The organism is Nostoc sp. NMS7 (genome assembly GCF_017115085.1).
Classification (GTDB): Bacteria; Cyanobacteriota; Cyanobacteriia; order Cyanobacteriales; family Nostocaceae; genus Nostoc.
The window spans coordinates 1-22,577 of record NZ_JABXKJ010000072.1; the positions used below are offsets into that span (position 1 = coordinate 1).

A 22,577-nucleotide genomic window follows, 5' to 3' on the forward strand; every position below is an offset into this window, starting at 1 on the left:
CCGTAAGTCTGTATGTGTTATCTTCCGATCGCTCGTATTTAGTCTAAACTCCAGTAAAGAATCACCAGGATTTTTAGATAATATTGCAGATGAAATCTGGCAAAGATGGGCATCCATTATAGTGGGCTACCCAAATACTGACAAAGAAGATTATTACCTTGAATTAGTTAAACAAGCATATATAAAAGCTCCTAATGAAACTATTGAGACACTAAATTTACTAATTGATAAAGAGAATGAAGAATATAGTAATATCTTCATTATTGACAAATTTGATAAATGCTGGTGTGAACATTTTAATTATGAAATATTAGAAAAAATAAAAGACAAAGCACTCAAACCAAAAGTTACTCAACGCTTGCTTGAAGAACTTTTAAAGCATGGATGTAACAAAGCTAAAGAATTTGTTAAGAGTCTCATTTCTTATCCACTACCTTCAGAAGAGGAAGAATATGAAAGAATTTTGTTAACTACTAAAATTTTAGTTGAATATGCTGATTCTGATGACTGGTCTTTAATTTGGTCAGTTGTTCGACAGGATACAGAATTTGGTCGTGGGGTTTTTGAAGCAGTTGCTAATCGCTACTCATTTGGTATTAAATTAAACAATCTTAAAAATAGAGGTATCATACTTAACCGTGAAGTCGAAATTCGTCGAGGAGAGAGAACTGATATTCAAGTCGATGCCGTTATTAAAAAACCAACTGGAGAGGTTTCTGATTCTGTAACAGTCATTATTGAGGTAAAAGGCTGTTGGAATGATGAGCTAGATAGTGCAATGGAGATACAGCTTGTTAATCGCTATTTAAAAGATAATACTTGCCAACATGGTCTTTACCTAATTGGTTGGTTTAATTGTGAACAGTGGGATAAGAGCGACTCTAGAAAGGGAAAATCGCCAAAACTTAGTATTGAGGAGGCCAGAGAAAAATTTGACAAACAAGGCGAACAATTATCACAATTAGGTGTTAAAGTTAAAGCCTTTCTCCTCAATACAGCACTTCGATAACTGATTTTGGATTTTAGACTGAAATCAAATATACAATCCAAAATCCAAAATTAGCAGTCAATTTTCTGCTGATTAATTTAATTTGAATAACCTACTAACACTAAGAATTGTTGGTAGTAAATACTTCGCTTCAGCACCTGTCTTGATAGACATGTCCAAATCCAGCATCATAGTTACTGCCTTAGCTAAAGCGTTAATGCTTGTATTTGCCACCTCCTGACGCAAATAGTAAATGCGATTAGGATTGCTGATACTGCACATTTGAGCTAATTCACTATCTTTCTTAATCCCAGAAACAATTGCAGATTTAACCCACAGCCAAGTTCTAAACTGCGTTAGGAGAGTAGCAACAATCACCATTAATGGTTCCGATCGTGACAGTAAATCATCCAACAGGTGCAAAACTTGATTACTTTCTCCTTGGCGAATAGCAGATGCCAGTTGTAGGCTATTCTGAGTCTGACATGGCACCAACTCTTTTACTTCTGCAAGCTCAAGTTGTCTGCCATTAGCATAAATATACAGTTTGCGTAACTTAGTGGCTGCACGGGTCATATCGTTACCAATTGCTTCTGCTAGATATTCCACCACATTCTTTGACAACACCAGCTTGATTTTTTTAGCTTGAATAGCGATGCCTGCGGCGAGCTTCGCTAACGCCTTTTCAATCAAATCAGTACGCCAAACTGGTATTAATGGAAACTCAAACAACTTGGCATACTTGACAATATGTTTGTAAATCTTCAGGCGCTTATCTAGATTGGTGGCGACAAACACCAGAATTGTGAATTCAGGCACTTGAACAAGCTGCTGCAAAGTTGACAACTCAGTATCACCCCACTGCTTGAGGTGGCAATTTTCCACAATCACCAGTTTTTTACCACCTGTCAAGGAACGAGTGCGAGCTACGCTGATAGCTCGGTCAAGCTGATCGGCTGGAAATCGGTGATAGCAAAGTGTGAGCCATTGGGCATCAATCTCTGCTTTGTATTGATTCAGCTGTTCTTGGATGGCGTGTTGGTCGTCGCCTGTCAGCAAGACAATCATCCTTTTACCCTCCCATTACTGCTCTTGTTGGCAGTTTTAATTAACACAGTCATTGGTTGTTGACTTTGGGTAGCTCGTTGCAGCATTTTAGCGATCGCCTCTTTACTACTCTCAAACTTATTCAGGTAAGCTGGTGTAACCTCTAAAATTGCCTTGTCACCTTGCAATTTAACAAGATGAGCATGAGCCAACAGCTTTTGATTGCTGGGTTTAGCTATATCCATCACCTGCTGCCAAATTTGAGCCAGTTTAGTAGTCTGGGGTGCAACTGTTGGTAACAATTTGTCATCTACAGGTTTAGCTGTCACCTTGTTTGTGGTGTATACTCCAACTGTTGGTAGCAACTTGCCGTCATGCACAGGTTTAGCAGTTACCGTCTTGCTTGCACTGACAGGCAATAAATTGGGTATCAGGTTCAGTAAGCAAACTTCTAGCCACACAGCAGCATTTACTGTGTACCGCAGATAGTTTTCTGCTTTTTGTAACTCTGCTAGAGACAAGTTAAGCGTCTCGAAATTCCAGTGATTTGCTAAAATCTTGAGTTGAGCATAGCTAACACAACCAGTTAGCAGGGATTGCTCTTTGGGTGCAGACTTGATAATCAGTAAATCTCGGTATGTTTGCAGTAAGTTAGAGAGAATCAATTTGGGCGTTTTACCAGAATCTACTAAAACTCTTGCTACTTGCAGTAAGTTAAAGGTGTTGTTGGTGGATATTGCCTGTAAAATTGACATTAATTCTGTTTCTGTCACACCACCAGCGATTTCCATGACATGATTAGCAGTGATATCTTCATCTAAAAGACTCACCTGACCTAGTAATTGCAGTGCATCCCGTAGTCCACCATCGCTGAGTCGTGCGATCGCTGTTAGTGCCTCATCATCAATAGAAATAGATTCTGCATCTGCTACAATACGGAGGTGCTGCACAATTGCCTGAACAGACAAAGTGCGGAAATTAAACACCTGACAACGGCTGACAATGGTAGGTAACACCTTGTGCAATTCTGTTGTGCAGAAAATGAAAACAACATGAGGTGGTGGTTCTTCAATACACTTAAGTAAGGCGTTGAAGGCGTTACCGGTTAGACAATGGCACTCATCGAGAATAAAAATTCGGTAACGTCCTGCAACAGGTGCTAAGGTACTGCGCTCAATTAAAGCACGGGCATCATCTACACCATTATTAGAAGCAGCATCAATTTCACTAACATCTAGGCTATTACTGGTTTCAATTGAACGGCAGGATTGACAAATACCACAAGGTTGGTCAGTTGGTTTTTTAGTGTTGAGGCAATTGAGGGATTTAGCAAATATCCGAGCAGTTGAGGTTTTACCTGTGCCTCTAGAACCTGTGAATAAATAAGCTGGTGCAATTTGCAGGTATTTTACAGCATTAGTCAGAGCAGTTTTGATGTAGGGCTGTCCAACTAATTCGGCTATTGTCTGGGGTCGATATTTTTGATGTAGGGCGACTGTAGACATAGGATTCATTAACCTTAAGTTGTCGCCCTTACCCCTGTTAAGGGGGTGTAATTTTGAATCCAAAGTAGGATGATTTGCTCAATTCCAGGAAGATTTACCGATACCAGAAGTTGAGTACACCTAATTATTTAACCGTTGAAACAGGTGGAGAAGTTTATGGAATTTACAACCGAGCTATAGCCATTTTAGAATTCATATCCTTGGCTCATAAAACGCTAAATTTATCTTTTTTACCTGCCTCCTTAAGCAGTAGCGAATTCTGTTAAACCTCGTTTACTGGGATGATGAAAACCCAAAACAATATCGGCTTGGGGTATTCCGGCTGATAGCAAATCATCAACAACGCATAAATTAGTTGCATCTTCTTCCACCCAAACTTTGCCATTTTTAATGCAGAGATAGATAATAATATACTGTATCTGCTTTTTGTCATCCCAGCCAAATCGAAACCAAAGATATTGATCTCTTGTTTCATCAAAAGCCAAGCGATCGCTTACTTCAACTCCCGGATCTTTTACAACTTGAGTATTAGTAGTTTCGTAATACTCAGTTAATATCTTCTTAATACCATTGCGGTATTGCTCTAGCTTATCCATTGCCAAATTTCCTCCTTTAAGGATCATCTGTGATAGTCCAACCGTCTTTTATCAATGCGTTCTTGACTTCATTATGGTATATGTCTTTTGCTGGCATGGTGGAACTATTGAGTAATACTCTGATTGTAAAGTGTTTACCATATTGGGTAACGATTAGATTCTAAAACATACTTTTCTCTCTTTCCTTCTTGCACCCTGCTTTGCTTCCTTTTTTCTTGATAAAACTGGATAAATTTGGCATTTTGGCGGCAAATAGTCGGATATTTACCGCCAAAATGCACAGTTTATATTTGTCAAAATCGAGAATTTTCGTTCATATTGTCAGTTTTGTCCAGAGTTCCTCAAATCCCCGTCTAAAATAAACACCACTCGTATCCAAAACACCCTACAAAACTTCAAGATTGCGGTTAACACTTATTAAGCATTTAGAGTGTAAAGTGGCAGTAAGAATTGACGCATTTCCATTTGCAGTTCTGGATTTGGTCTATCTCCATAAGGAACCAACATGGCAGGATGATCTGATTGTTGCAAGTGCATTTTGATAGCGGAACTAGGAATTGCCTTGGCTGCTTCTACTAAATACTTGAGGTTAAACTGAATATTCAATGATTTTCACTTCACCTGTAGCAGTGTCAAAATGTATCAAGATTGTCCGTTCCATAAATTATCTCCGAACTTGTTGGGTTTGCTGATGTGCTGAAAATGCAAGGCGCAGGGTATGTACCTGACCATTGGTTTCTTCTGTGATGGTGCATTCTCCCAGATGTTCTTGTAACTGGGCTGCTTTAGCGCGAACCATCTTCTGTCCGTAGGCTTGTATTAAGGTGTGCGAAAAGAAGTTTTCTCCTAGTCGGGGTACAGTTTCATAGGCATCATGGATGAGTTGATACACCCCTGCCTCCTGATCCCACCTAAACCCGATATCTGCACGGACACTTAAACTACGACCAGGGACAACAATCTCAGCACTTTGTCCTTGGGAGTCGTGGTAATAACCTCTGAGTGATTGTGGTTTTTCATAAACTTGGACAGTAAGCTGCAAATCTTGTAGAGCTTGTACTAAACATTCACGGTTAGTTAGTTTTGTGGTGACAGTTGAAAAATGTGACATTTCCTACCTCTAAATACTGTGGACTGGTAAATTAATGCGAACAGTGGTGATAGACAAGGAAGCAAAAAATTCCTTCCCCTCTCAGTTCCGTAGCAAGCTTGGAAAGTGTGGGCGCATTGTCTTCCTCTACAACGCCACTTGACGGCAGTTGCTACAACGGGGAGCCACTTGCTCTACTTGGGGTTCCCCAAGTAGAGCAAGTGGCGTGGGAACCCCCGCAACGCACTGCCTCCTTTATGCCGGGAAACCCGTCCACCGCAGTGGCTCCCCCACACCTCGTTTTCGATCAACGACGATACAGACACGTTCTTGATTGTTTTTTCTAGCGAAGTTTGAGAGACATCGCTGTAGCTCTGGTTAAGCCCATACCCTCATCACTTGCTAATCGTTGAAGATGGCGTTGTTCATCCAAAAGCTTGGAGCAAATTTCATCCATTTTTTCCTGTAACTGAGAACGCCCTTGTGAATCCAGCTTTTTGGCATCCACAGAAGCGTTTTCCAGAACATTTTCTAGATGAGCCATCATTTGTCCAAGGCTGCTACCTGCTTCAAAACTGGCGTTAGCCAAAAGCATTTGGACTTTTTTGAAATGGCGTTCCATCTTCTTCTTGAAGTTGACCGGCTTGCGTCCTGGTTCCCAATTACTCAAATCTTCGAGCAACTGGGCTGCTAGTTGTTCTCCTCCAGCGATCGCTGATTCCCTCAGTGTTTGTTCTAAATTTCTGTCATACTGTTCGATAAACCGAGTTATTTGCCCTAAGCATTCAGCTTGTTTCTCTGACAATTGTTCACTGATGGCGGGAATAATGACAGGACGACCAATTACTACTTGTAAATAGTCCTCTAGTTCCTCTAAACAGGGAAAAGCTTTGGCTAAGTTCTGCTTAACTTCTTGTTGTTGTTCTACAGATAACTGCCAAGCATTGAGTGAGAGAAATTTATCAATACGTTCTTGATAGTCTGTGTACCCCTTTTCATACTCTTCTTTCAGTTGAGTGCGTAAAACAGGTGCAATATTATCTCGAATTCCGATTAGTTGATTCCAGACCAAGGGCGCTAAGTCTATAGGACAAATCCAATCACCATTGTCATAATTCATCCATTCTTGGACTGAAGCAATTTCTTGCCTTAATTGGTTTGCTGCTTCGTCTAAAGCTTTGAAAACTTTGATGCCCTTTAAACCAACTTCTGAGGTTGTAACCTTCACTAAGTCAGATTCTTGTTCATCTTCTTCATCTTGAGAATATTTGAGAACATCTGTCCATTTGGGAGCATTACTCTTGGTTGTCTTCTTTAACTGAATCTTGAAACGTATGCGAGTTTTATTCAAATTAGAGATGTTATATCTTTCAACAACAGCGTCTTTTAGAAAGGTTTTGCTTGAATTTGTAATCACTGCTTGTATCACATTTACTAGGAACAATAAATTTTTAACATCAGTACAATAAAGCGAAAGCTTTACATTTCTACCACTAATTTTGGCTATAATATTATTCATATCAATCATTTAATTACTTACTGAATATAGATAACCTTGATTGTAATTTTCAAAAAGCATTAGAGACTCAAAAGCTGCTATTATAAACAGATTATTGGCTGAGATATTGTAAAAAAAAGACAGGCTTTCTATAGCTATTAAGCAGTTATTAAAGTGGGCAAACGTTTAATCAGACATTATCTATTTCAATTTCATAATCTAGCAATCATAAGCTAATCGCCATTTATTTTCCCAGATTTATTCGCTTGTAGTAAGGGCTTAAGCCCTGCTTTCATGCAACTTATACCAAGTTGCAAAAGTTAGTATTGTTTAGTATCTAAGCGCTGCTGGACTAGCTTTCAAGCAAATAATACTATATATCACAACTTGGTATTAAATGGTCATTAGCTTATTTGATTTGTGAAAATCACAAGGCACAGAACCCCGATTTATTAGATAAATCGGGGTTCTCATTGTTCACGAATGATTAATCGGAATTTTGTGTCGAGATTGCTACACACAATTATCACCGGATAACTAATATCCGTTGTCTAGCCCGTGAGCTAGAAACATAGTACAAACGATTAAACTCTCTAATCTTTGCCAAGACTGCCTTACTGTCATCTGCTCGTTCTGGATAAAGTCGCTTACTCAAATCTTGACCATCAATACCCGCTTCTAAGAAAGTGCTACCTTGGCTATTGTGAACAGTTAATGCAAAGCAGTTTCTGATGTTGGCAAACTGCTCTGAATGTTTGTAGTACTGCTTCCACAGAAAGGGATTTCGCTTGGCACTTTTGAGTAAAGGTTTGGTTTCTTGGTCAAATTGTTTTTGCTCATCTTCCTGCAAAACATAGAACTGACGCACAATCCCCTCATCTGTCTCTACCTTCAACCTCCAAGTATCATAGTTGTTATAACGATCCCCAAAGACATCTAAAACAGTAAACTCTGTAGATGTAGAAAGAATCGTAGTTTTACCATCAGGAGCCATCACAGGATCTCTGGTGATTAATCTCTCTCCAGGAATAAACCGATTGATATTTTCACCATATAAATGTGTGCGAATCTGCTGATTGTAAAAGTCAACTTGAGTATTAGTCCAGGACAAAATTCGGAAACAATCTGGGTTTTGAGCAAATTCTCTCTTCATCTTTTTGCAGGCATAACGCAGCAAAGTTTGACGTTTAACCATCAGCGCCCCATTACTTTTATCAGGCAGATATTTGGCATAAGGCTCAAAAGGAAACTTGCTCTTGGTAACTGCATAACGAGAAGCAGTGACAAACTCTAACAAAGGGCTACCAGTTCCTTGACGCACAACTTGAGTCAATACTGCTTTATCTGGCACTTGAAAACTAGGGGATTTTCCTTCATTAACTGGATTTAACTGTGCTGGGTCGCCCATGAGAATAATTTTGATTTTTGTCCAGGTGGATGATTGGTTAGCAACATCCTCAATCCAGCGCCAGAGTTGTTTGCCAATCATGGAACATTCATCAATAAAGACAACATCAAATAGATTGATGTAAGAAGGCCCAGTTTGGTCAAGTACTTTCTCTTTACCTCTAGTTACCATACCCAGTCCTAACAACTGGTGAATGGTGAAGAATTCTACCCCGGTTACACCATTTTCTGCCGCCATGCGTTGCAGCACACCTACAGCTTTATTAGTGGGTGCAGTCAGTACAACTCGCTTACCCGCAGCAACAAGAACTTTAACTAGTTGGAAAACAATAGTTGACTTGCCGGTTCCCGCATAGCCAACCAGCATAAATAAAGCAGTCATCACGGTTGGCTGTATAAATGTCCACATTGCATCTAAAGCTTTTTGCTGCTGCTGGGTGAGTTGAAATGGAAAAGAACCTGTTGCAGCGAAAGTAGGAAGTGTTTGGATCGTCATCGCTTCGCTAATTCCATTAATTGATCCACTCAATGCAGCGATAGCTGTTGGTTTTGCTTCTCCGAAAAACAACACTCCTTCTGGGTTGAGGAATATGTTTCCATATCCATTTGGCATCATCGGCAATCAATATATTTATAGCAGTGGTCAGGCAGCTTAGGACATTCGCAAATCGGAAGAGAGCGGCTGTTACAGCTATATACAGATATCTGTAGCTATCTATAGCAGACTTGTTTTAACCTGACTTTTCCCGTTAAGTCGTGAAACAACGAAATAGCAAGGGTTTCACATGATATCTTATTCTCAACAACTTTATTTTAATGATAATTAATCACGAGAGAATAGGGCTTTAGGCTAGGGGTATAGTAAGCGATCGCTCCATCAAGGAGATAACGGGAAAAGTCAGATTTAGCACAGAGTATACCACTGCTCAATCAACTCGCTCCTGAACATGTGGAATTGTGTGTAGACAACCCGCAACTGCTTGCCGATCAAATTAAGTGTGCCGGGAGCGTGTTTTTAGGACGCTATACTCCAGAAGCGATTGGCGATTATTTAGGAGGCCCCAACAATGTACTGCCAACTGCCCGTTCTGCCCGCTTTGCCTCTGGTTTGAGTGTCTACGACTTTCTCAAACGAATTACTTATTTAGAATGTGACAAACAAGCATTACAGACAATAGGCAAAGCAGCTGTCACCTTAGCAGAGGCAGAAGGTTTGCCAGCCCATGCAGGTAGTGTATCTGTACGCTTGCAATAAAAAGCTGAGATAATTTGTGAATTGGATAATGACAAAAGTAAAATTATCTTAACCTCTCACCGATGGTCTTACACCATCACTCAAGAGCGATCGCTTTCTTCTAACTGAGGGTTTCAGTTTCATCAACGACAAATAGTCTACCTGCCTGACGAATAGCTTCGGGTTTGTGAATTTGCAGAAACCTTAACACTCCGATGCCCAGCAATAGCCAAATTAAGACGACAACTGGTGCTAAGTGAAGCGGTGCTGGCGGAGGGGGATAAAGAGTGCCAACTAGAACACCACTAATCGTAATTATCGAGAGCCAAGGTAGCAGAACATAACGCAACCAACCAAAGCGAATAGTAGAGTTTTGCTCCAACCGAGCGCGGCGTTTTGTCGAGAAATATCGATTAGACGACACCAATCTCAAATAAGCATTGTTGTCGTGTACCACGGTATTTGACCATCCGTTCTCACGGATGCTGCATCACCGACTTTTCAAACATCCTCTGAGCTCGACTTTATCCAAAATTAACAACTTGCTTCTCTTGTTTCGGCAAAACCCTAGCTTTTTGGCAAAAACTTTTTCCATGTCACTGATTATCGCTGAAAACGAAAAAGTAAAACTACCGTCCCACAAAGCTTTCAGCGTCAGCTTGAGCGTTGCCAAAAAATGGATAAAGTCGAGCTGAGATAATTTACCTGATTCTCAGTAAAATACTTGGAAAATATTATCGTTCTTCCTCTGAGATAAAAATGACAGAACTACTTAATTTCAAAGGCGCTAATTCATCTAGCGATCGCCAATTGCAGATAATTGATTTGAGTGATACGCTGCAAAATGACAAGGATTGGGCCCCCTGGTGGGCACGCAATGTTGTCACTTATCAGGGACATAAGTTTGGACGGTTTGCTATTTGGCTACTATTTGGAATTACGCCAAAATATCTTCGTGGCAAATTAGGTTGGGCTAATGAAACGATCAAGCTATCGACTCACGGCACAACTCACATGGATGCACCGTGGCATTATGCACCAACTTCTGAGGGTAAGCAGGCCAAGACAATCGATCAGATTCCATTGGAGTGGTGTTACAGTGATGGTGTTGTTTTAGATATGCGACACAAGTCAGATGGTTCTGCCATTACAGTGCAGGATGTTGAGTTAGCCTTAGAAAAGATTAATTACCAGCTCAAACCATTTGATATTGTATTAATCCAAACTGGGAACGATAGACGACTGGGAACGCCAGAATATTTTACTCACGGATGTGGTGTTAGTGCCCAAGCAACTCATTGGCTAATTGATAAAGGTATCAAAGTTATGGGTATTGACTCCTGGGGCTGGGACGTACCATTAAGAGTCCAAGCAAAAGAGGCGAAAGAAAGTGGCAGAGATGATATTTTCTGGGCAGCTCATTTTGTGGGGATCGATAAAGAATACTGTCAATTGGAACGCCTAGCTAATTTAAATCAATTGCCGTCTTATGGGTTCAAGGTTGCAGCCTTTCCCTTGAAAATTAAAGATGCCTCTGCCGGGCCATCGCGGGTAGTAGGCATTATCGAAAATTAACCACCCCATGAAACTACTGACGTTTATTCTGACTTCTGACCCGCAGGCAATTCCCCTGTTGGGTTTGCTCGTTGATAATGACCAGACTGTGGTAAGTTTGCAAGCAGGCAGACAGGTAATGTCTGAGGACATTGCGCCTTTTTTAGTTGATATGCAAGCTTTTTTGGATGGCGGAGAAGTAGCCCGCGAAGCATCTGCAAAAATCCGAGATTTTGTTTCTACTCAACGCCCAGCAGGAACTACTCACCCATTGAGTGATGTGATATTACTCTCTCCCGTACCGCGACCGCGTTCTATTCGTGATTGTATGGTGTTTGAAAAGCACCTCATTCAAGCAACTCGGACTGTGGTTAGGTGGCGATCGCCATTCCTTGCCAATGTAGATGCTTGGGTAGAAAAATGGCGAGGGAAACCTTTATTCAGTGTGCCTGATGTTTGGTACAAGTCCCCAGTTTATTATAAAGGTAATCCCTTCAGTGTTGTCGGGACAGATGCAAAAGTATACTGGCCTACCTATACAAAAAAACTTGACTACGAATTAGAGATCGGGATCTTTATCGGTAAAACAGGGCGTAATATCACTGTTGAAGAAGCACATAAATATATAGGTGGCTACACGATTTACAACGATTTCAGCGCCCGTGACATCCAAATACAGGAAATGGGAGGACGCTTAGGGCCAGCTAAGGCAAAGGATTTTGATACAGGTAACGCTATTGGCCCCTATCTAGTCACCCCAGATGAAGTTACAAATCCATATAATCTAGCGATGAGTGCCAGTATTAACGCCGAAGAGTGGTCAAGAGGCAACAGTAGTGAAATGCATTTTTCTTTTGAGGAAATAATTGCTTACATTTCCCAAGATGAAACATTATACCCAGGTGAATTTATTGGTTCTGGTACAGTGGGTAATGGTTGTGGATTAGAGTTAAACCGATGGTTGCAGCGAGGAGATGTCGTAGAGCTGAAGGTGCAAGGTTTAGGCATATTAAGGAATGTAATTGTATAAATAGACCGACTCGTAATTAGCCGTTCAGATAAAGTATAAAATATGTGGTGTCAAATAATAAGTTTTAAACGGTAGAACAATATGGAAAATAATCAAGAATATCATATGTCCTCAGATGAATTTCGTCATTGGGGATATAAAACTATTGATTGGATAGCTAATTATTTAGAAACAGTAGAGCAACTGCCTGTTTTATCTCCAGTTGAACCTGGAGACATTAGAGCCAAACTACCAGAAACATTCCCGGTAAAAGGAGAGTCTTTTGCAGACATTTTACAAGATTTAGATGAAATCATCGTACCAGGATTGACTAATTGGCAGTCTCCAAACTTTTTTGCTTTCTTTCCTACAGGTATTTCTGCACCATCAATTTTAGGAGAATTAGTCAGTGCAGGACTTGGAGTTCAAGGAATGTTATGGGCAACTTCTCCAGCTTGTACTGAGTTAGAAACTCATGTTCTAGACTGGTTAATAGATATGTTGAAACTTCCCTCGCAGTTTAAATCTTCGACCACAGGAGGAGGAGTAATTCAAGACTCAGCCAGTAGTGCTTCTTTAGTAGCTTTGATAGCAGCTAGAGAACAGTTAAAAGCAGATATTAATCAACTGGTTGTGTACACTTCTACTCAAGCACACTTGGATGCTCTCAAAGCGACTTGTCTAATTTTTTCTTTCTTTAGCAATTTGTCGATTCCATTCCGTGATATTTGTCAATTCTAAAAGTTTTTTAACATTCAGATGATTTAGTTAAATCTGGAGTTGCACATACAGCAGATTTCAAGTTGGGTGTTGTACACAAGCTAAGTCTCAAACCCAGGTGTAAAGCCTGTTTTACTTCTGAATTCTGACTCCTGAATTCTGAATTCTGCTGTATATATTTTTCGATGAACGTAAACATCCCCAATCTTAAAATTATTGCTACTCGGAAATCCTACTTTAATTCTTGTCATTACAAATTTTCGCGCCCCCTAAGCCATACATTAGACCTAGTAAATCTTACTACGCATTAACACGTATTTAAATATACTAAATATTTGATTATACTGAAAATAGTTTTTAGCGTAGGCGTGGTCCACCGTAGACATCGCTCGTTTTTTTATCCGGCCTCACAAAATCCTGTTGCTCCCATCTCTATGTTATTTATCAAACAAAAATACCTGCCCTACGCGATTGCATTTTTCAGTGTGGGAGTAACCTTGCTAGTAAAGCTGGGATTAGAGGATGTAACTGGAATCACAAGTTCTTTCAGCTTGTGGCTGATTGCTATTTCTATAAATACTTGGTACGGTAGCATCACTTCAGGATTGACATCAGTGTTTTTGGCTGCTTTAGCTAATCATTACTTTTTTACAATTCAAATTCAGTTACATCTTGATGCTGCTGTGTCCAACGTTTTAGGTGATGCCATTCGTTTACAACAGGTTGTTTGGAATTTGCTTTCAAATGCAATCAAGTTTAGTTCCAAAAATGAAAGTGTAGAGGTGAGGTTGGAACAAGTTGAGTCTCAAGCTCAGATTACTGTTATTGATACAGGGAGGGGCATAGAAGCAGAATTTATACCATTCGTCTTTGAACGGTTTAGTCAGCGTGATGCTTCCACTACTCGTTCTGCTGGTGGATTAGGGTTAGGACTAGCGATCGCTCTCACAATTGTAGAACTCCACAATGGCAATATCACAGCAGCCAGTGCGGGATTCGGCAAGGGTTCGACATTCACGGTGAGGCTACCTATCGTGAAAATGACAAAGCAGTTGAGTAATGAGGAGCTAGTAGTAGGAGAATTGCTGCATGGCAATCAGAAAATTGCCCAATTGCAGAACTTGTGCATTCTGGTTGTGGATGACGATGCAGATGCTCGGATGTTAATGCAGACTGTTCTTCAGAGCGCCGGGGCAGATGTATTAGTAGCGGCATCAGTAAAAGAAGCATTGGCACTTTTAGAACAGCAATCGCCCACTTTACTGATTAGTGATATCAGTATGCCAGATGAGGATGGCTTTACCTTGATTCGTCAGGTTCGCTCCCGCACTATAGAGCAAGGGGGACAAATTCCAGCGATCGCTCTCACTGCTTTTGCTGAAGCCAAAAATGAGCAACGTATTTTAAAAGCAGGGTTTCAACTTTTTATTACCAAACCAATTGAGCCAATGGAACTCGTGGACAAGATCATTGAGGTATTAAAAACTTGATCAACAGTATAGCAATCACCTGACGGCATTCGTGGTGAGTTAACTGAAACTCACGGTTATTGCAGCGAATGGTAATGTGATATAGCGGTGTGCAGTTCAGTGAGATACAAAAACTTTGCTGAAATGATTTGACAGCAAGGACTTTGGTGTTCTCATCCAATCGATAACCGCTATAACAGTATCCTGGTTTGATCTCACGGGGTTTTCTGGACATCTTTCAGCTAGCGAGTGAGGTATTCTTGCTTGAATACCCCACTGATTACCTTGCTATTCCTGTCAAATATCGCCTGACTAGCATGGTAGTATTTGGCGGGGTAAGTCATGGTGTGTAAGATGGCAATAGAACTGTATCCATCATCCTTTCGCTGCGACTGTGGGCATCAATCGGATTTCTTTGAGAATACCGTCTCTGATATGAAAAACATGAGCATCCGTAAACGAGTCACTTTAGGAGACTCTGAAGATAACGAACACAGAATTGTTTTTTTCAAGAGTAAGGCAATAGAGATTATTTGTCCCCAACTCGGAACCTGCACAATAACCGACTCACAGTAACGGGCTTTAGAGATGAGTCACCACGCCTCACTGTCAGAACTCGATGCCCTCTTCGCCTCCCTCCACCATTGAGCCTTGAGATGATAATTGTAAGATGAGTGCCATGCTCACAGAATTTACCCTCGCCAGCTTCAAAAGCTACAGTACAAGCCGATTGCCCCTTGGGTCGCTGACAGTACTAATAGGTGCAAACGCCGCAGGTAAAAGTAATGCCCTTGAAGGTCTGCGCTTTCTGTCATGGCTGGCACAAGGACAAAAACTTTCTAGCATTCAATATGCGGTGAATAGTGCAGAGCGCGTTGTACGCGGTCGAGTAAATGACTTGTGCCATCGGGGAGAGTCAAATTTTACCATTGGTTGCCGTTTAGACTACCCAGACTGGAACCAACTCGATATAACCCTGAATGTGCGTGACGGAGAACTGCACATCAGTAGTGAGCGAATCGTTGGCTCGACAAGTCAAGTCCCGCTATATGACCTAGATCAGCCTTCTCAAGGAGTAGAGACTGATGTTGGTGTCGCATATAACAACTTTACAAGGGGGAAGAACAAGCCACGAGTAACGTGCAGCGATCAGATGGCTATATTCGTGCAATTAGACACCCCTGCCCATTTTGATCCAAAGTACCCCATATCCCAAAAGATAATTCCTGAAACCGTCCGCGAATATCAACGAGTTTTAAAGAACATCCTGTTTCTAGATCCCGTCCCCGCCAGAATGCGCGAGTACAGCTTCAAATCTGATAAGCGATTACAAGAAGATGGTACCAATCTTTCCAGCGTCCTGTATCGCTTGTGGGAGAACCAAGCCGAAAATCAACAGGCAATTCTCAACTTTATCCAGAGTCTACCAGAACAGGCTATAGATGGGCTAGATTTCCTTTTCGGCCCACGGGATGAAGTCATGGTGCGACTAGCAGAAACCTTTGGCAATACCCGTCGCTATTGTGAGGCGGCATTGTTATCCGATGGTACTTTGCGGGTGTTAGCGATCGCGGCGGCTATGCTATCGGCACCCGTTGGTAGTTTAGTGGTAATCGAGGAAATCGACAACGGCGTTCATCCCAACCGCGCCCAGCATCTACTCGCCAGCATCCGGGATATTGCCGAGCGGCGGAAATTGCGGGTGCTGCTTTCTACCCACAACCCAGCCCTAATGGATGCCTTACCCGATGCGGCTCTCGGTGATGTAGTGTTTTGTTTCCGAGATCCAGAGTCAGGAGATAGCCGCCTTGTACGGCTTGGGGATATGTACGATTTCCCAAGTCTGATATCTCAGGGGCCGCTCGGTCAACTGGTAACTGCTGGGGTAGTGGATCGGTTTGTCAAGTCGCCGCACACACCAGAAGATAGAAAACAGCAAGCTATGGAATGGCTGTCTCGTTTGCAGGAGTACAGCAATGAGTAGTATCTGCCTAATAGATACCAGCATATTCCTCGAAATACTGAACGTTCCCAACTATAATCAGCATAGAGCATCAGTTCTCGAAGATTTTCAGACCTATGCTCAATCTGGCTGTACTTTTTTGTTGCCTATGGCGACGATACTTGAAACAGGCAACCACATTGCCCAGAACGGCGATGGCACAATGCGAAGGAAAACTGCCCTACGTTTTGTTAAAGAAGTTAAAGAGGCATTCACAGGCGTAGCTCCCTGGAGACCTACTACATTCCCAAACACGGCAGAGATATTGGAGTGGATTGACCAGTTCCCGGATCTGGCTGGCAAAAACAAAGCTCCTAATAAGCAAGAAGGAACCAGTTTCGGTGATTTTAGCATTATTCAGGAATTTCATAAGTCCTGTTATCGCTTCCCAATGAGTGAAGTGTTTATCTGGTCACTAGACAGCGATTTAAAGAATTATCACCAAAGGGGAAAATGACAATACTTAGCATCAGCATCCAGATTAGGGCGAACGCATATTGTCATTAAGAAGCCTGTGTTCTCAACAAATTCTCAAATAACCGCATTAAGCAATGCTTACTGACTTATCACTCAGTTGGCTTTTTGACCGTCACTATCTCCCTGCTTCAAAATTATTGCATTAATTAATTTTTCTATTTTCAAATTCTGAATTATGTGAATTTAGTAAAAAGAAATGTATTTTAACCAGTGCATAATGCATCACCTCTAGCGTTGGTGTCCTAGTCTGAGTAGGCGGTCATTTAAGGCGATTCTTCCTAATTCAGAAATAACCTCAACTGGAACACCAACAGATGTAGCTGCTTCTTTTATTGTGACTCTGGTATTTCGCAACAGGTCTAAAACTTGCTGCATTTTAAGAACAACTGGATCGCTTTTGTTGGTGTAACCCCGATTAATAGCAATTCTCAGCCCGGTTTCAATATCATCTACTCTCGCTCTGCGATTTTTATCTATTAATAGTGTCTGCTGTCCAGCGATTGCGCTACTTTCAGAAGCCGCTCCGCGTCTTGGCGCAGTGCCGGAGGCGATGCCTTCTCTACGAGAGGCTCCGCCAACGGCAACGTCTTCTGGTGCGTCCGCTACGCGTAGCTTGCTTCCCTGTAGGGGTACGACGAACGCATTTGCAATCTGAATACCAACATACCCAGTGTTTCTACGCACTGGAACGATATCAAAGTTGTAGAGTCGCTTTTGTCCCGTTTTGTCTACAGTTTGCACAAGTAAGTTAGTAATGGCAGTGGTGGTAGCCCCTGGAAACTTTAGCGGTTGGATTGCCCTCAGGAAGATGGTTGTAGCGCGTCCGCTTTTTAAATCTGTATCTGTGGTGTAGACTAATTGTGAAGGATCTGCTACCAAAATATAGACGATCGCCTCGTCGGTTTGAGTGAAGCTAATAGGTGTAGCACGTCCTGGAGTAATTTGAACCTGAATTCTGTTGTTTGCAGCCATATCCCGTTCAATCAAGCGATATGCAGGAGTTTGTGCTTGTGCCTGTACAACAGGTGCTGTCACACTGAGCAGTAATGTGCTAGTGCCGATGATAAGAGTAGCAAATTGTTTCATCGTTCAACTTTCAAAAAACTATTGACGACAACCGAGACTTCTGTACCTTCAGGTAAAAACTGGATATTTGGACGTTGTAGTAATTCCTGCACTGCTTGGTCAGAGCGTCTAGACAGACGTTCACTGACTGGACTAAAAAAGCCTTCCAACGCCGCCGCCCAAATCTGAGGATTAGAGTTACTAGTAATAGTACTTTGGTTAAAAGTGCCACTAGAAACAACAGTGCTAGATTGAGTGCGGGGCTGATTCACTATGCTTCCCACCTTACCCAAACTACTGAGTAATCCAACTAACAAATCTTGTTGGGCAATATCTGTTCCCACATCATTCAGCTTTTTAGCAATTAACGGTTGCTGTCCTCGACCGCGAATTAACAGAGTCTCAGCCGCAATGGTTTCCTGTTTGACCGTGCCTTGGGAGTCAGGGTAAATCAGCGCGATCGCACTAGCAGATACCAAGTTATTCTTTTTACCTACTGCCACTGTTTTCGTTACTAAAACAGTACCAGCCGGGAGTGCCACCGTGCCGTCTGTGGCTGTGAGAGGTTTGGTTAATTCGATAGCAAAGCGATCGCTGGGATTATTCCCTCCCTGATCCCAAATCATCGGCATGATAATTCTACCTGGAGCAAATGTACCTAGTGCTACCTCTTTAGTTTCATTGACATTGAGATTGGTTGTAGCTACAGGGGTACGATTGAGGATACCTACCATTCCTGGAGTCAAGTTATCAGTTTTACTGTCAGTGCTTTTGGAGCCAATTAAAACTGTTTGAATACCAGGGTCTTCGGGAGTGGAAATGGATGTCCTAGCTGTTGGTTTCGAGCCTGTTGGAGTTTGAGTGTTAACAGCAACTTCTGACTGAGTTTCAGCTACTTTAGAGTTACCGATTTGCGACTGTCCCAGACTAGCTAGTTGACTCCACTGCTGGAAAGGATCGACATTACTTTCAGGCTGTCGTATTGGTGGTGAAGCTTGATAACTGACAGGATTTCGAGAAATATACCGCACTACTGGGGGCGCAGGTTGAGAAATTCTTACAGGAGTTATTGGTGTTGTGCGTGATGTAGGAGTTGTGCGCGGTGAAAAAGTCTGAGGAGATGGCGTTGGTTTGGGTTTATTTTGTAGGGTTGGACTTGGGGATTTAGCAGCAATAGGTTCCACTTTAAGTTGTTGCCGTTGGTCTTGAAACGCTAATCTGCTTTTAAGTTCGGCAGATTCATCTAAAACTGGTTCGCCTTTTGGAGATGTAGTAGGAGTTTGGATTACTTGTTTAACAGGAGGTTTAGGTTGGAGAAATCCAAACCAGATCAGTGCTACAGAGCCAATAACGATTCCCACTAAGGCAACTACTGAACCTAGTCGAACACTGGGTTTTTCTGCTAACGGTCGCTCTACTGCTCCTTCTGCATCTTGTTTCAAGCGATATTCTTCGGAAATGAGGTGATTTGTAGTAGGGTTATAACCTGCCAACAACTGCTCCTCTTCAGGGCTGATATCATCATCAGCAACCAAAGTGGCTTGGGTAGAGCGATGATTGCCGTTAGTACTGTTGAATTCCGGCGAAGAATCACCAGAGTTTTGATTTAGGTAGTCAAATTCATGGTTTTGATTTGAATTGGTCATAATTCTACCTTTTTCCTTTAGCGTCGTTGCTGAGAATTGAACTCAACCATCTTGGTAATTTGCAGTCCAGACGATCGCACTTCATAAATTTTCTCTTCTACCAGGGGGGCATCTTTACCTAAAGGAGATCGGGGAATCTCCACTGCTTGGACGGTAAATGTGCGGTTAAAAGGAATACGCTCATCTCTACCAGTAGTGCGGTCAACTAAGATGCGGGTAGCAATCATGTCTATTTCCCATTCCCCAGGTCGTACTGCTCTCGGTTCTGACAGATAGGAAATAATAGTGGTGCTACGCAGCTGACCTGAAAAGAAGCTAGTAGGAACTAATTCGGCAATCTTTGGTAGAGAAGCTTTGGCAAATTCCGGTTCTAGCAGCAGGGAAGCAAACCAAGTATTTGTGGGAATCCGCCCATTTTTACCAACTTGAATGCCTTGGTCTGGTTGATTAGTGCCAGTGAGTTTGTCATCCCAGTTAAATGTTAGGGTTGTCCAGTCACTAACTACTTTTTGAATTACAGCTGGATAACGCCAGTTGCGGTCTTGCTCGGAAATGTAGATTGTCTCGCCATTTACCAACTGGGCAAAGGTCGTCTTGCGATCGGCGATTTTATTGACCCTGAAAGCGGTGAATAGAGTCAACAAAAATATCAGACCGTTAAATGCAGTTAGGCAGATAAAGCAAACAGCTAGGAGGTTTTTGGCTTCTGGAAGCAATGGAGCTTGAAGTCGTTTAATTTGCAGAGTCATACCAAATTGGCATAAGTAGTATTATTTGAAAATCCACCGAACAGCCTTGTGTTAAAGGTTTTTAATTCGTCTTGGAAAGTTCTGATGCCTGTCTTGAAAATAGGGACTAGGGACTGGGGACTAAGGATGAGGGTAGGTTAATTTTCATGCCCTCGTTGTGTAATTCATCACATGACCGTTTAGCTTGAAAATAGGGAATAGGGAATAGGGGAATAAGGATTTTCATCCATTGATTGTGGGATTTTCCCGTGATTGACTGTCTTGAAAAGTGACGCTCCTCCGTCGCTCTAAGCGTACCCCTGCGGGGAAGCAAGCTAGCATCTCGTAGAGAAGTTATGCCGCAAACAAAGAGGCGGAAGTCGGCGCACCCTGCGGGATCTTGCTACAGACTTTCCGCAAAATCCAAAATCTAAAATTCAAAATTGGTATTACCCCCTACGGAGTAGAGCAATACTGGTAGCAGTTCCAATGGCACTGCTAAAAATATCGATTAAGCCTTTGACATTGGCAGAAATGCCGTTATAGATTGCCATTCCCCCACCTCCAGCTATCAATACCGCCAAAACTGGTGCAAAGATGCTCAGGAAACATAAAAATGCTACATCAGATGCTAATTCAGCACCCGACTTCACCAGCACGACGGCTGCTAAACCTACTAAAATGTTGTAACCAAGTTGAACACCAAACAAGGAAATAAACCCTGTCAGCCATGCCCAAATAGGACGACCTTGTAATGGCAGTAAAGATAAACCAACTGCGATCGGTGCAAATAGTGCTGTTAGCAACAGAGCAGCTTCCAAAATATTTACAAAGCCCCATTGCAGGGCATACAAGATAAAGCGAATAATGGGGATGGCAGTATCTCGAAACACACTACCTGGATCATTGGCAAACTGAACAGCAGTACCAATTTGACCAGGTAAAGTTCTATTCCAGAGAAAACTACCAAAATCTCGTAGTGGTTGGAGTGGAGATTTAGCTTGCTCTTCAGCTTTGGTAACAATTGCCTGGGCCTGGGCTTGCTTTGAGTTCCAGCATTCAACTAACTCTGTACCGACTTTTCCTTGACATTCGCTATAGAGGTTTTCTAGCTGTTGTCTAGCGATACTGCTAATTGCCACATTGGTAATAGCATCTCGAAATGTTAATTCACCAACTTGAAGCTGAAGAACGCTTTGCACTTGGTTGTAAGCAAAGCCTCGGATAACAGTAATTGTCTTCGCCAGCATATTGCCGTTGGCCCCCAAGAAAATCATAATCACGATAGGCCAAACAAAGATTGATGCCAGTTCTGACCATGATTGCTTTTCAATGATTTCCTTGCCAGTAGTCAGCGCCACAAATAAGATGCTGGCGGCTCCCAAGGTAATGCCCAATTTAATCAAGCCAATCCATAATGCCGAACCGAGCGGATCTAAAGTAACTAGCCAGACGGTATTCCACGACTCAACTGTAGCGCGAGAAAGTTCTAAAGAACTGGAGATAATTTCTAAGGCATCAGATTCTCCGCCTGTTACCGGAAATGATTGAGCAATAATGTGGATCATGAGTGTCAAAAGCGTTAGCGATCGCAGCTAAAATTGACAGGACTTACGGAAATAGCTAAAAAGGTTGATTAATCAGCTTTTCGACTTTTGAATTCACGGCGGTACTAGCTCTAAGATTCCAATTCCTAGCTACTGCTTGTCAGAACCAAGAGTAATGCCACCAGGCATGATCAATAAGCCTGCCTGTTGAGTGGCAGCATTACCGGCGGCAACACTCTTACGGCGATCGGCAGTATTGATGGCTGAAAGTTCCTTGGCTGTTTGAGCGGTTAAGGTGTTACTCAATGCCCTGTCAATGCGTGCTTGCTGGGCTTCAATAAGCATCCGCTCGTTGACGCGACTGCTAAGGGCAGTCTGTTGGGATAGGTTTTGCAAAATCTGTTGAGTGACATCTAAACTTTGGGATTCCTCACCCAAGGTGACGCTTTCTTGAGTATCTTGTTGAGTAGCTTGCTTAATTTGAGCCATCTGACTTTGGGCTGTTTGGCTCAAAGTAGCCTGATTAGCTATCTCTGTGGCAACTGTTCTAGTAGCATATTTACCAAGGTCTTCACGGATACCATAAGAGCTTTGACCATTGGTTTTGTTCTCCAAAGTTTCAGACAGCACGGCACCAGGATCGTTGTTGGCAGAACCGTTCATGATTCCTGCCAAAACTTTGTTTAAATCTGGAATTTGAATTGCACCCAAGGCAGAATTGAGCAAATTGCCAAGAGGATTAAATAGGTCATTTTGAGCGAAATTTTTGACATCTCCCACAAAATCATTGATTTGAGATGCTGTGTCTGAGGTGAAAATACTACTACCAGTAGTTTTGTTACTAACAGCAGCAGCTACTGGATCTCGACCGTTGTCTTGAGTGCCAGCAACGGCTGGACTGGCGATAGAACCAAGTTCAAAAATTAAAATCAGTGCTATCAATCTGATAAAGGTAAGTTTAGATTTCATGATTTACCCTCCTTAATGCAGTTTCT

20 protein-coding genes and 3 pseudogenes are annotated in these 22,577 nt (G+C 42.0%); 9 read left to right on the top strand and 14 right to left on the bottom strand.

Annotation, left to right across the window (positions count from 1 at the left end):
* Positions 1 to 1,009, top strand: a pseudogene (locus HWQ38_RS06405) (hypothetical protein); the annotation flags it as partial.
* 72 nt (positions 1,010 to 1,081) lie between these two features.
* Here the strand turns inward: HWQ38_RS06405 and holA are convergent.
* The 8 genes and pseudogenes from holA to HWQ38_RS06445 all read right to left on the bottom strand — a co-directional run bounded on the left by holA (position 1,082) and on the right by HWQ38_RS06445 (position 8,747).
* A complete protein-coding gene (gene holA / locus HWQ38_RS06410) occupies positions 1,082 to 2,056 on the bottom strand; it encodes a DNA polymerase III subunit delta (protein WP_292791260.1) in 975 nt (324 codons plus the stop codon).
* Entirely contained in the window at positions 2,053 to 3,540 is a 1,488-nt protein-coding gene (gene dnaX / locus HWQ38_RS06415) for a DNA polymerase III subunit gamma/tau (protein WP_292791262.1), read from the bottom strand. Before dnaX ends, holA begins: the two co-directional genes overlap by 4 nt.
* Positions 3,541 to 3,782: 242 nt before the next feature.
* Positions 3,783 to 4,136 carry a XisI protein gene (locus HWQ38_RS06420; protein ID WP_094344630.1) on the bottom strand — a complete coding sequence of 118 codons (354 nt, stop codon included), beginning with the start codon at positions 4,134 to 4,136 and terminating at the stop codon, positions 3,783 to 3,785.
* Between the two features lie 19 nt (positions 4,137 to 4,155).
* Positions 4,156 to 4,233, bottom strand: a pseudogene (locus tag HWQ38_RS06425) (element excision factor XisH family protein); the annotation flags it as partial.
* Between the two features lie 320 nt (positions 4,234 to 4,553).
* Positions 4,554 to 4,742, bottom strand: coding sequence for a hypothetical protein (locus tag HWQ38_RS06430; protein WP_292791265.1), 189 nt, complete (start codon positions 4,740 to 4,742; stop codon positions 4,554 to 4,556).
* A 58-nt stretch (positions 4,743 to 4,800) separates the two neighbouring features.
* Positions 4,801 to 5,247 carry a DUF1257 domain-containing protein gene (locus HWQ38_RS06435; protein WP_292791268.1) on the bottom strand — a complete coding sequence of 149 codons (447 nt, stop codon included), beginning with the start codon at positions 5,245 to 5,247 and terminating at the stop codon, positions 4,801 to 4,803.
* A 322-nt stretch (positions 5,248 to 5,569) separates the two neighbouring features.
* Positions 5,570 to 6,655, bottom strand: a complete 1,086-nt coding sequence (locus HWQ38_RS06440; protein ID WP_292791375.1) for a hypothetical protein — start codon at positions 6,653 to 6,655, stop codon at positions 5,570 to 5,572.
* A 595-nt stretch (positions 6,656 to 7,250) separates the two neighbouring features.
* Positions 7,251 to 8,747: an AAA family ATPase gene (locus tag HWQ38_RS06445; RefSeq protein ID WP_292791271.1), complete on the bottom strand. Its 1,497-nt coding sequence runs from the start codon at positions 8,745 to 8,747 to the stop codon at positions 7,251 to 7,253.
* A gap of 282 nt (positions 8,748 to 9,029) precedes the next feature.
* On the opposite strand from HWQ38_RS06445, the pseudogene HWQ38_RS06450 reads away from it, so the two are divergent.
* Positions 9,030 to 9,386: pseudogene (locus HWQ38_RS06450) on the top strand (histidinol dehydrogenase); the annotation flags it as partial.
* Between the two features lie 100 nt (positions 9,387 to 9,486).
* Here the strand turns inward: HWQ38_RS06450 and HWQ38_RS06455 are convergent.
* On the bottom strand, positions 9,487 to 9,822 hold the full coding sequence (locus tag HWQ38_RS06455; protein ID WP_292791274.1) for a hypothetical protein: 336 nt from the start codon (positions 9,820 to 9,822) through the stop codon (positions 9,487 to 9,489).
* Between the two features lie 302 nt (positions 9,823 to 10,124).
* Between HWQ38_RS06455 and HWQ38_RS06460 the strand changes: the two genes are divergently transcribed.
* The 7 genes from HWQ38_RS06460 (at position 10,125) to HWQ38_RS06490 (ending at position 16,576) form a co-directional block, all read left to right on the top strand.
* Positions 10,125 to 10,940 (top strand): cyclase family protein, encoded by an 816-nt coding sequence (locus HWQ38_RS06460; protein ID WP_292791277.1) that lies wholly within the window; start codon positions 10,125 to 10,127, stop codon positions 10,938 to 10,940.
* A gap of 7 nt (positions 10,941 to 10,947) precedes the next feature.
* Positions 10,948 to 11,949 (top strand): fumarylacetoacetate hydrolase family protein, encoded by a 1,002-nt coding sequence (locus tag HWQ38_RS06465; protein WP_292791279.1) that lies wholly within the window; start codon positions 10,948 to 10,950, stop codon positions 11,947 to 11,949.
* Positions 11,950 to 12,030: 81 nt separating this feature from the next.
* Positions 12,031 to 12,669 carry a pyridoxal-dependent decarboxylase gene (locus tag HWQ38_RS06470; RefSeq protein WP_292791282.1) on the top strand — a complete coding sequence of 213 codons (639 nt, stop codon included), beginning with the start codon at positions 12,031 to 12,033 and terminating at the stop codon, positions 12,667 to 12,669.
* A gap of 413 nt (positions 12,670 to 13,082) precedes the next feature.
* A complete protein-coding gene (locus tag HWQ38_RS06475; protein WP_292791285.1) occupies positions 13,083 to 14,138 on the top strand; it encodes an ATP-binding protein in 1,056 nt (351 codons plus the stop codon).
* Positions 14,139 to 14,471: 333 nt separating this feature from the next.
* Positions 14,472 to 14,693: a hypothetical protein gene (locus HWQ38_RS06480; protein ID WP_094346945.1), complete on the top strand. Its 222-nt coding sequence runs from the start codon at positions 14,472 to 14,474 to the stop codon at positions 14,691 to 14,693.
* A gap of 94 nt (positions 14,694 to 14,787) precedes the next feature.
* Positions 14,788 to 16,101, top strand: coding sequence for an AAA family ATPase (locus HWQ38_RS06485; protein ID WP_292791291.1), 1,314 nt, complete (start codon positions 14,788 to 14,790; stop codon positions 16,099 to 16,101).
* Complete coding sequence (locus HWQ38_RS06490) at positions 16,094 to 16,576, top strand: hypothetical protein (protein ID WP_292791293.1); 483 nt, start codon at positions 16,094 to 16,096, stop codon at positions 16,574 to 16,576. Before HWQ38_RS06485 ends, HWQ38_RS06490 begins: the two co-directional genes overlap by 8 nt.
* A 248-nt stretch (positions 16,577 to 16,824) precedes the next feature.
* Here HWQ38_RS06490 and HWQ38_RS06495 read toward each other — a convergent pair whose 3' ends face one another.
* From HWQ38_RS06495 to HWQ38_RS06515, 5 genes are all read right to left on the bottom strand, one after another.
* Positions 16,825 to 17,682 (bottom strand): hypothetical protein, encoded by an 858-nt coding sequence (locus HWQ38_RS06495; RefSeq protein WP_292791296.1) that lies wholly within the window; start codon positions 17,680 to 17,682, stop codon positions 16,825 to 16,827.
* A complete protein-coding gene (locus HWQ38_RS06500; RefSeq protein ID WP_292791298.1) occupies positions 17,679 to 19,307 on the bottom strand; it encodes a TrbI/VirB10 family protein in 1,629 nt (542 codons plus the stop codon). The genes HWQ38_RS06495 and HWQ38_RS06500 overlap by 4 nt, the downstream gene beginning before the upstream one ends.
* Before the next feature lie 17 nt (positions 19,308 to 19,324).
* Positions 19,325 to 20,056: a hypothetical protein gene (locus tag HWQ38_RS06505; RefSeq protein WP_292791300.1), complete on the bottom strand. Its 732-nt coding sequence runs from the start codon at positions 20,054 to 20,056 to the stop codon at positions 19,325 to 19,327.
* A 428-nt stretch (positions 20,057 to 20,484) separates the two neighbouring features.
* Positions 20,485 to 21,603, bottom strand: coding sequence for a hypothetical protein (locus tag HWQ38_RS06510; RefSeq protein ID WP_179075923.1), 1,119 nt, complete (start codon positions 21,601 to 21,603; stop codon positions 20,485 to 20,487).
* A gap of 129 nt (positions 21,604 to 21,732) precedes the next feature.
* The gene (locus HWQ38_RS06515; RefSeq protein WP_292791302.1) at positions 21,733 to 22,551 is read right to left on the bottom strand and encodes a hypothetical protein; all 819 of its coding nucleotides are present in this window, start codon (positions 22,549 to 22,551) and stop codon (positions 21,733 to 21,735) included.
* Positions 22,552 to 22,577: the final 26 nt, after the last annotated feature.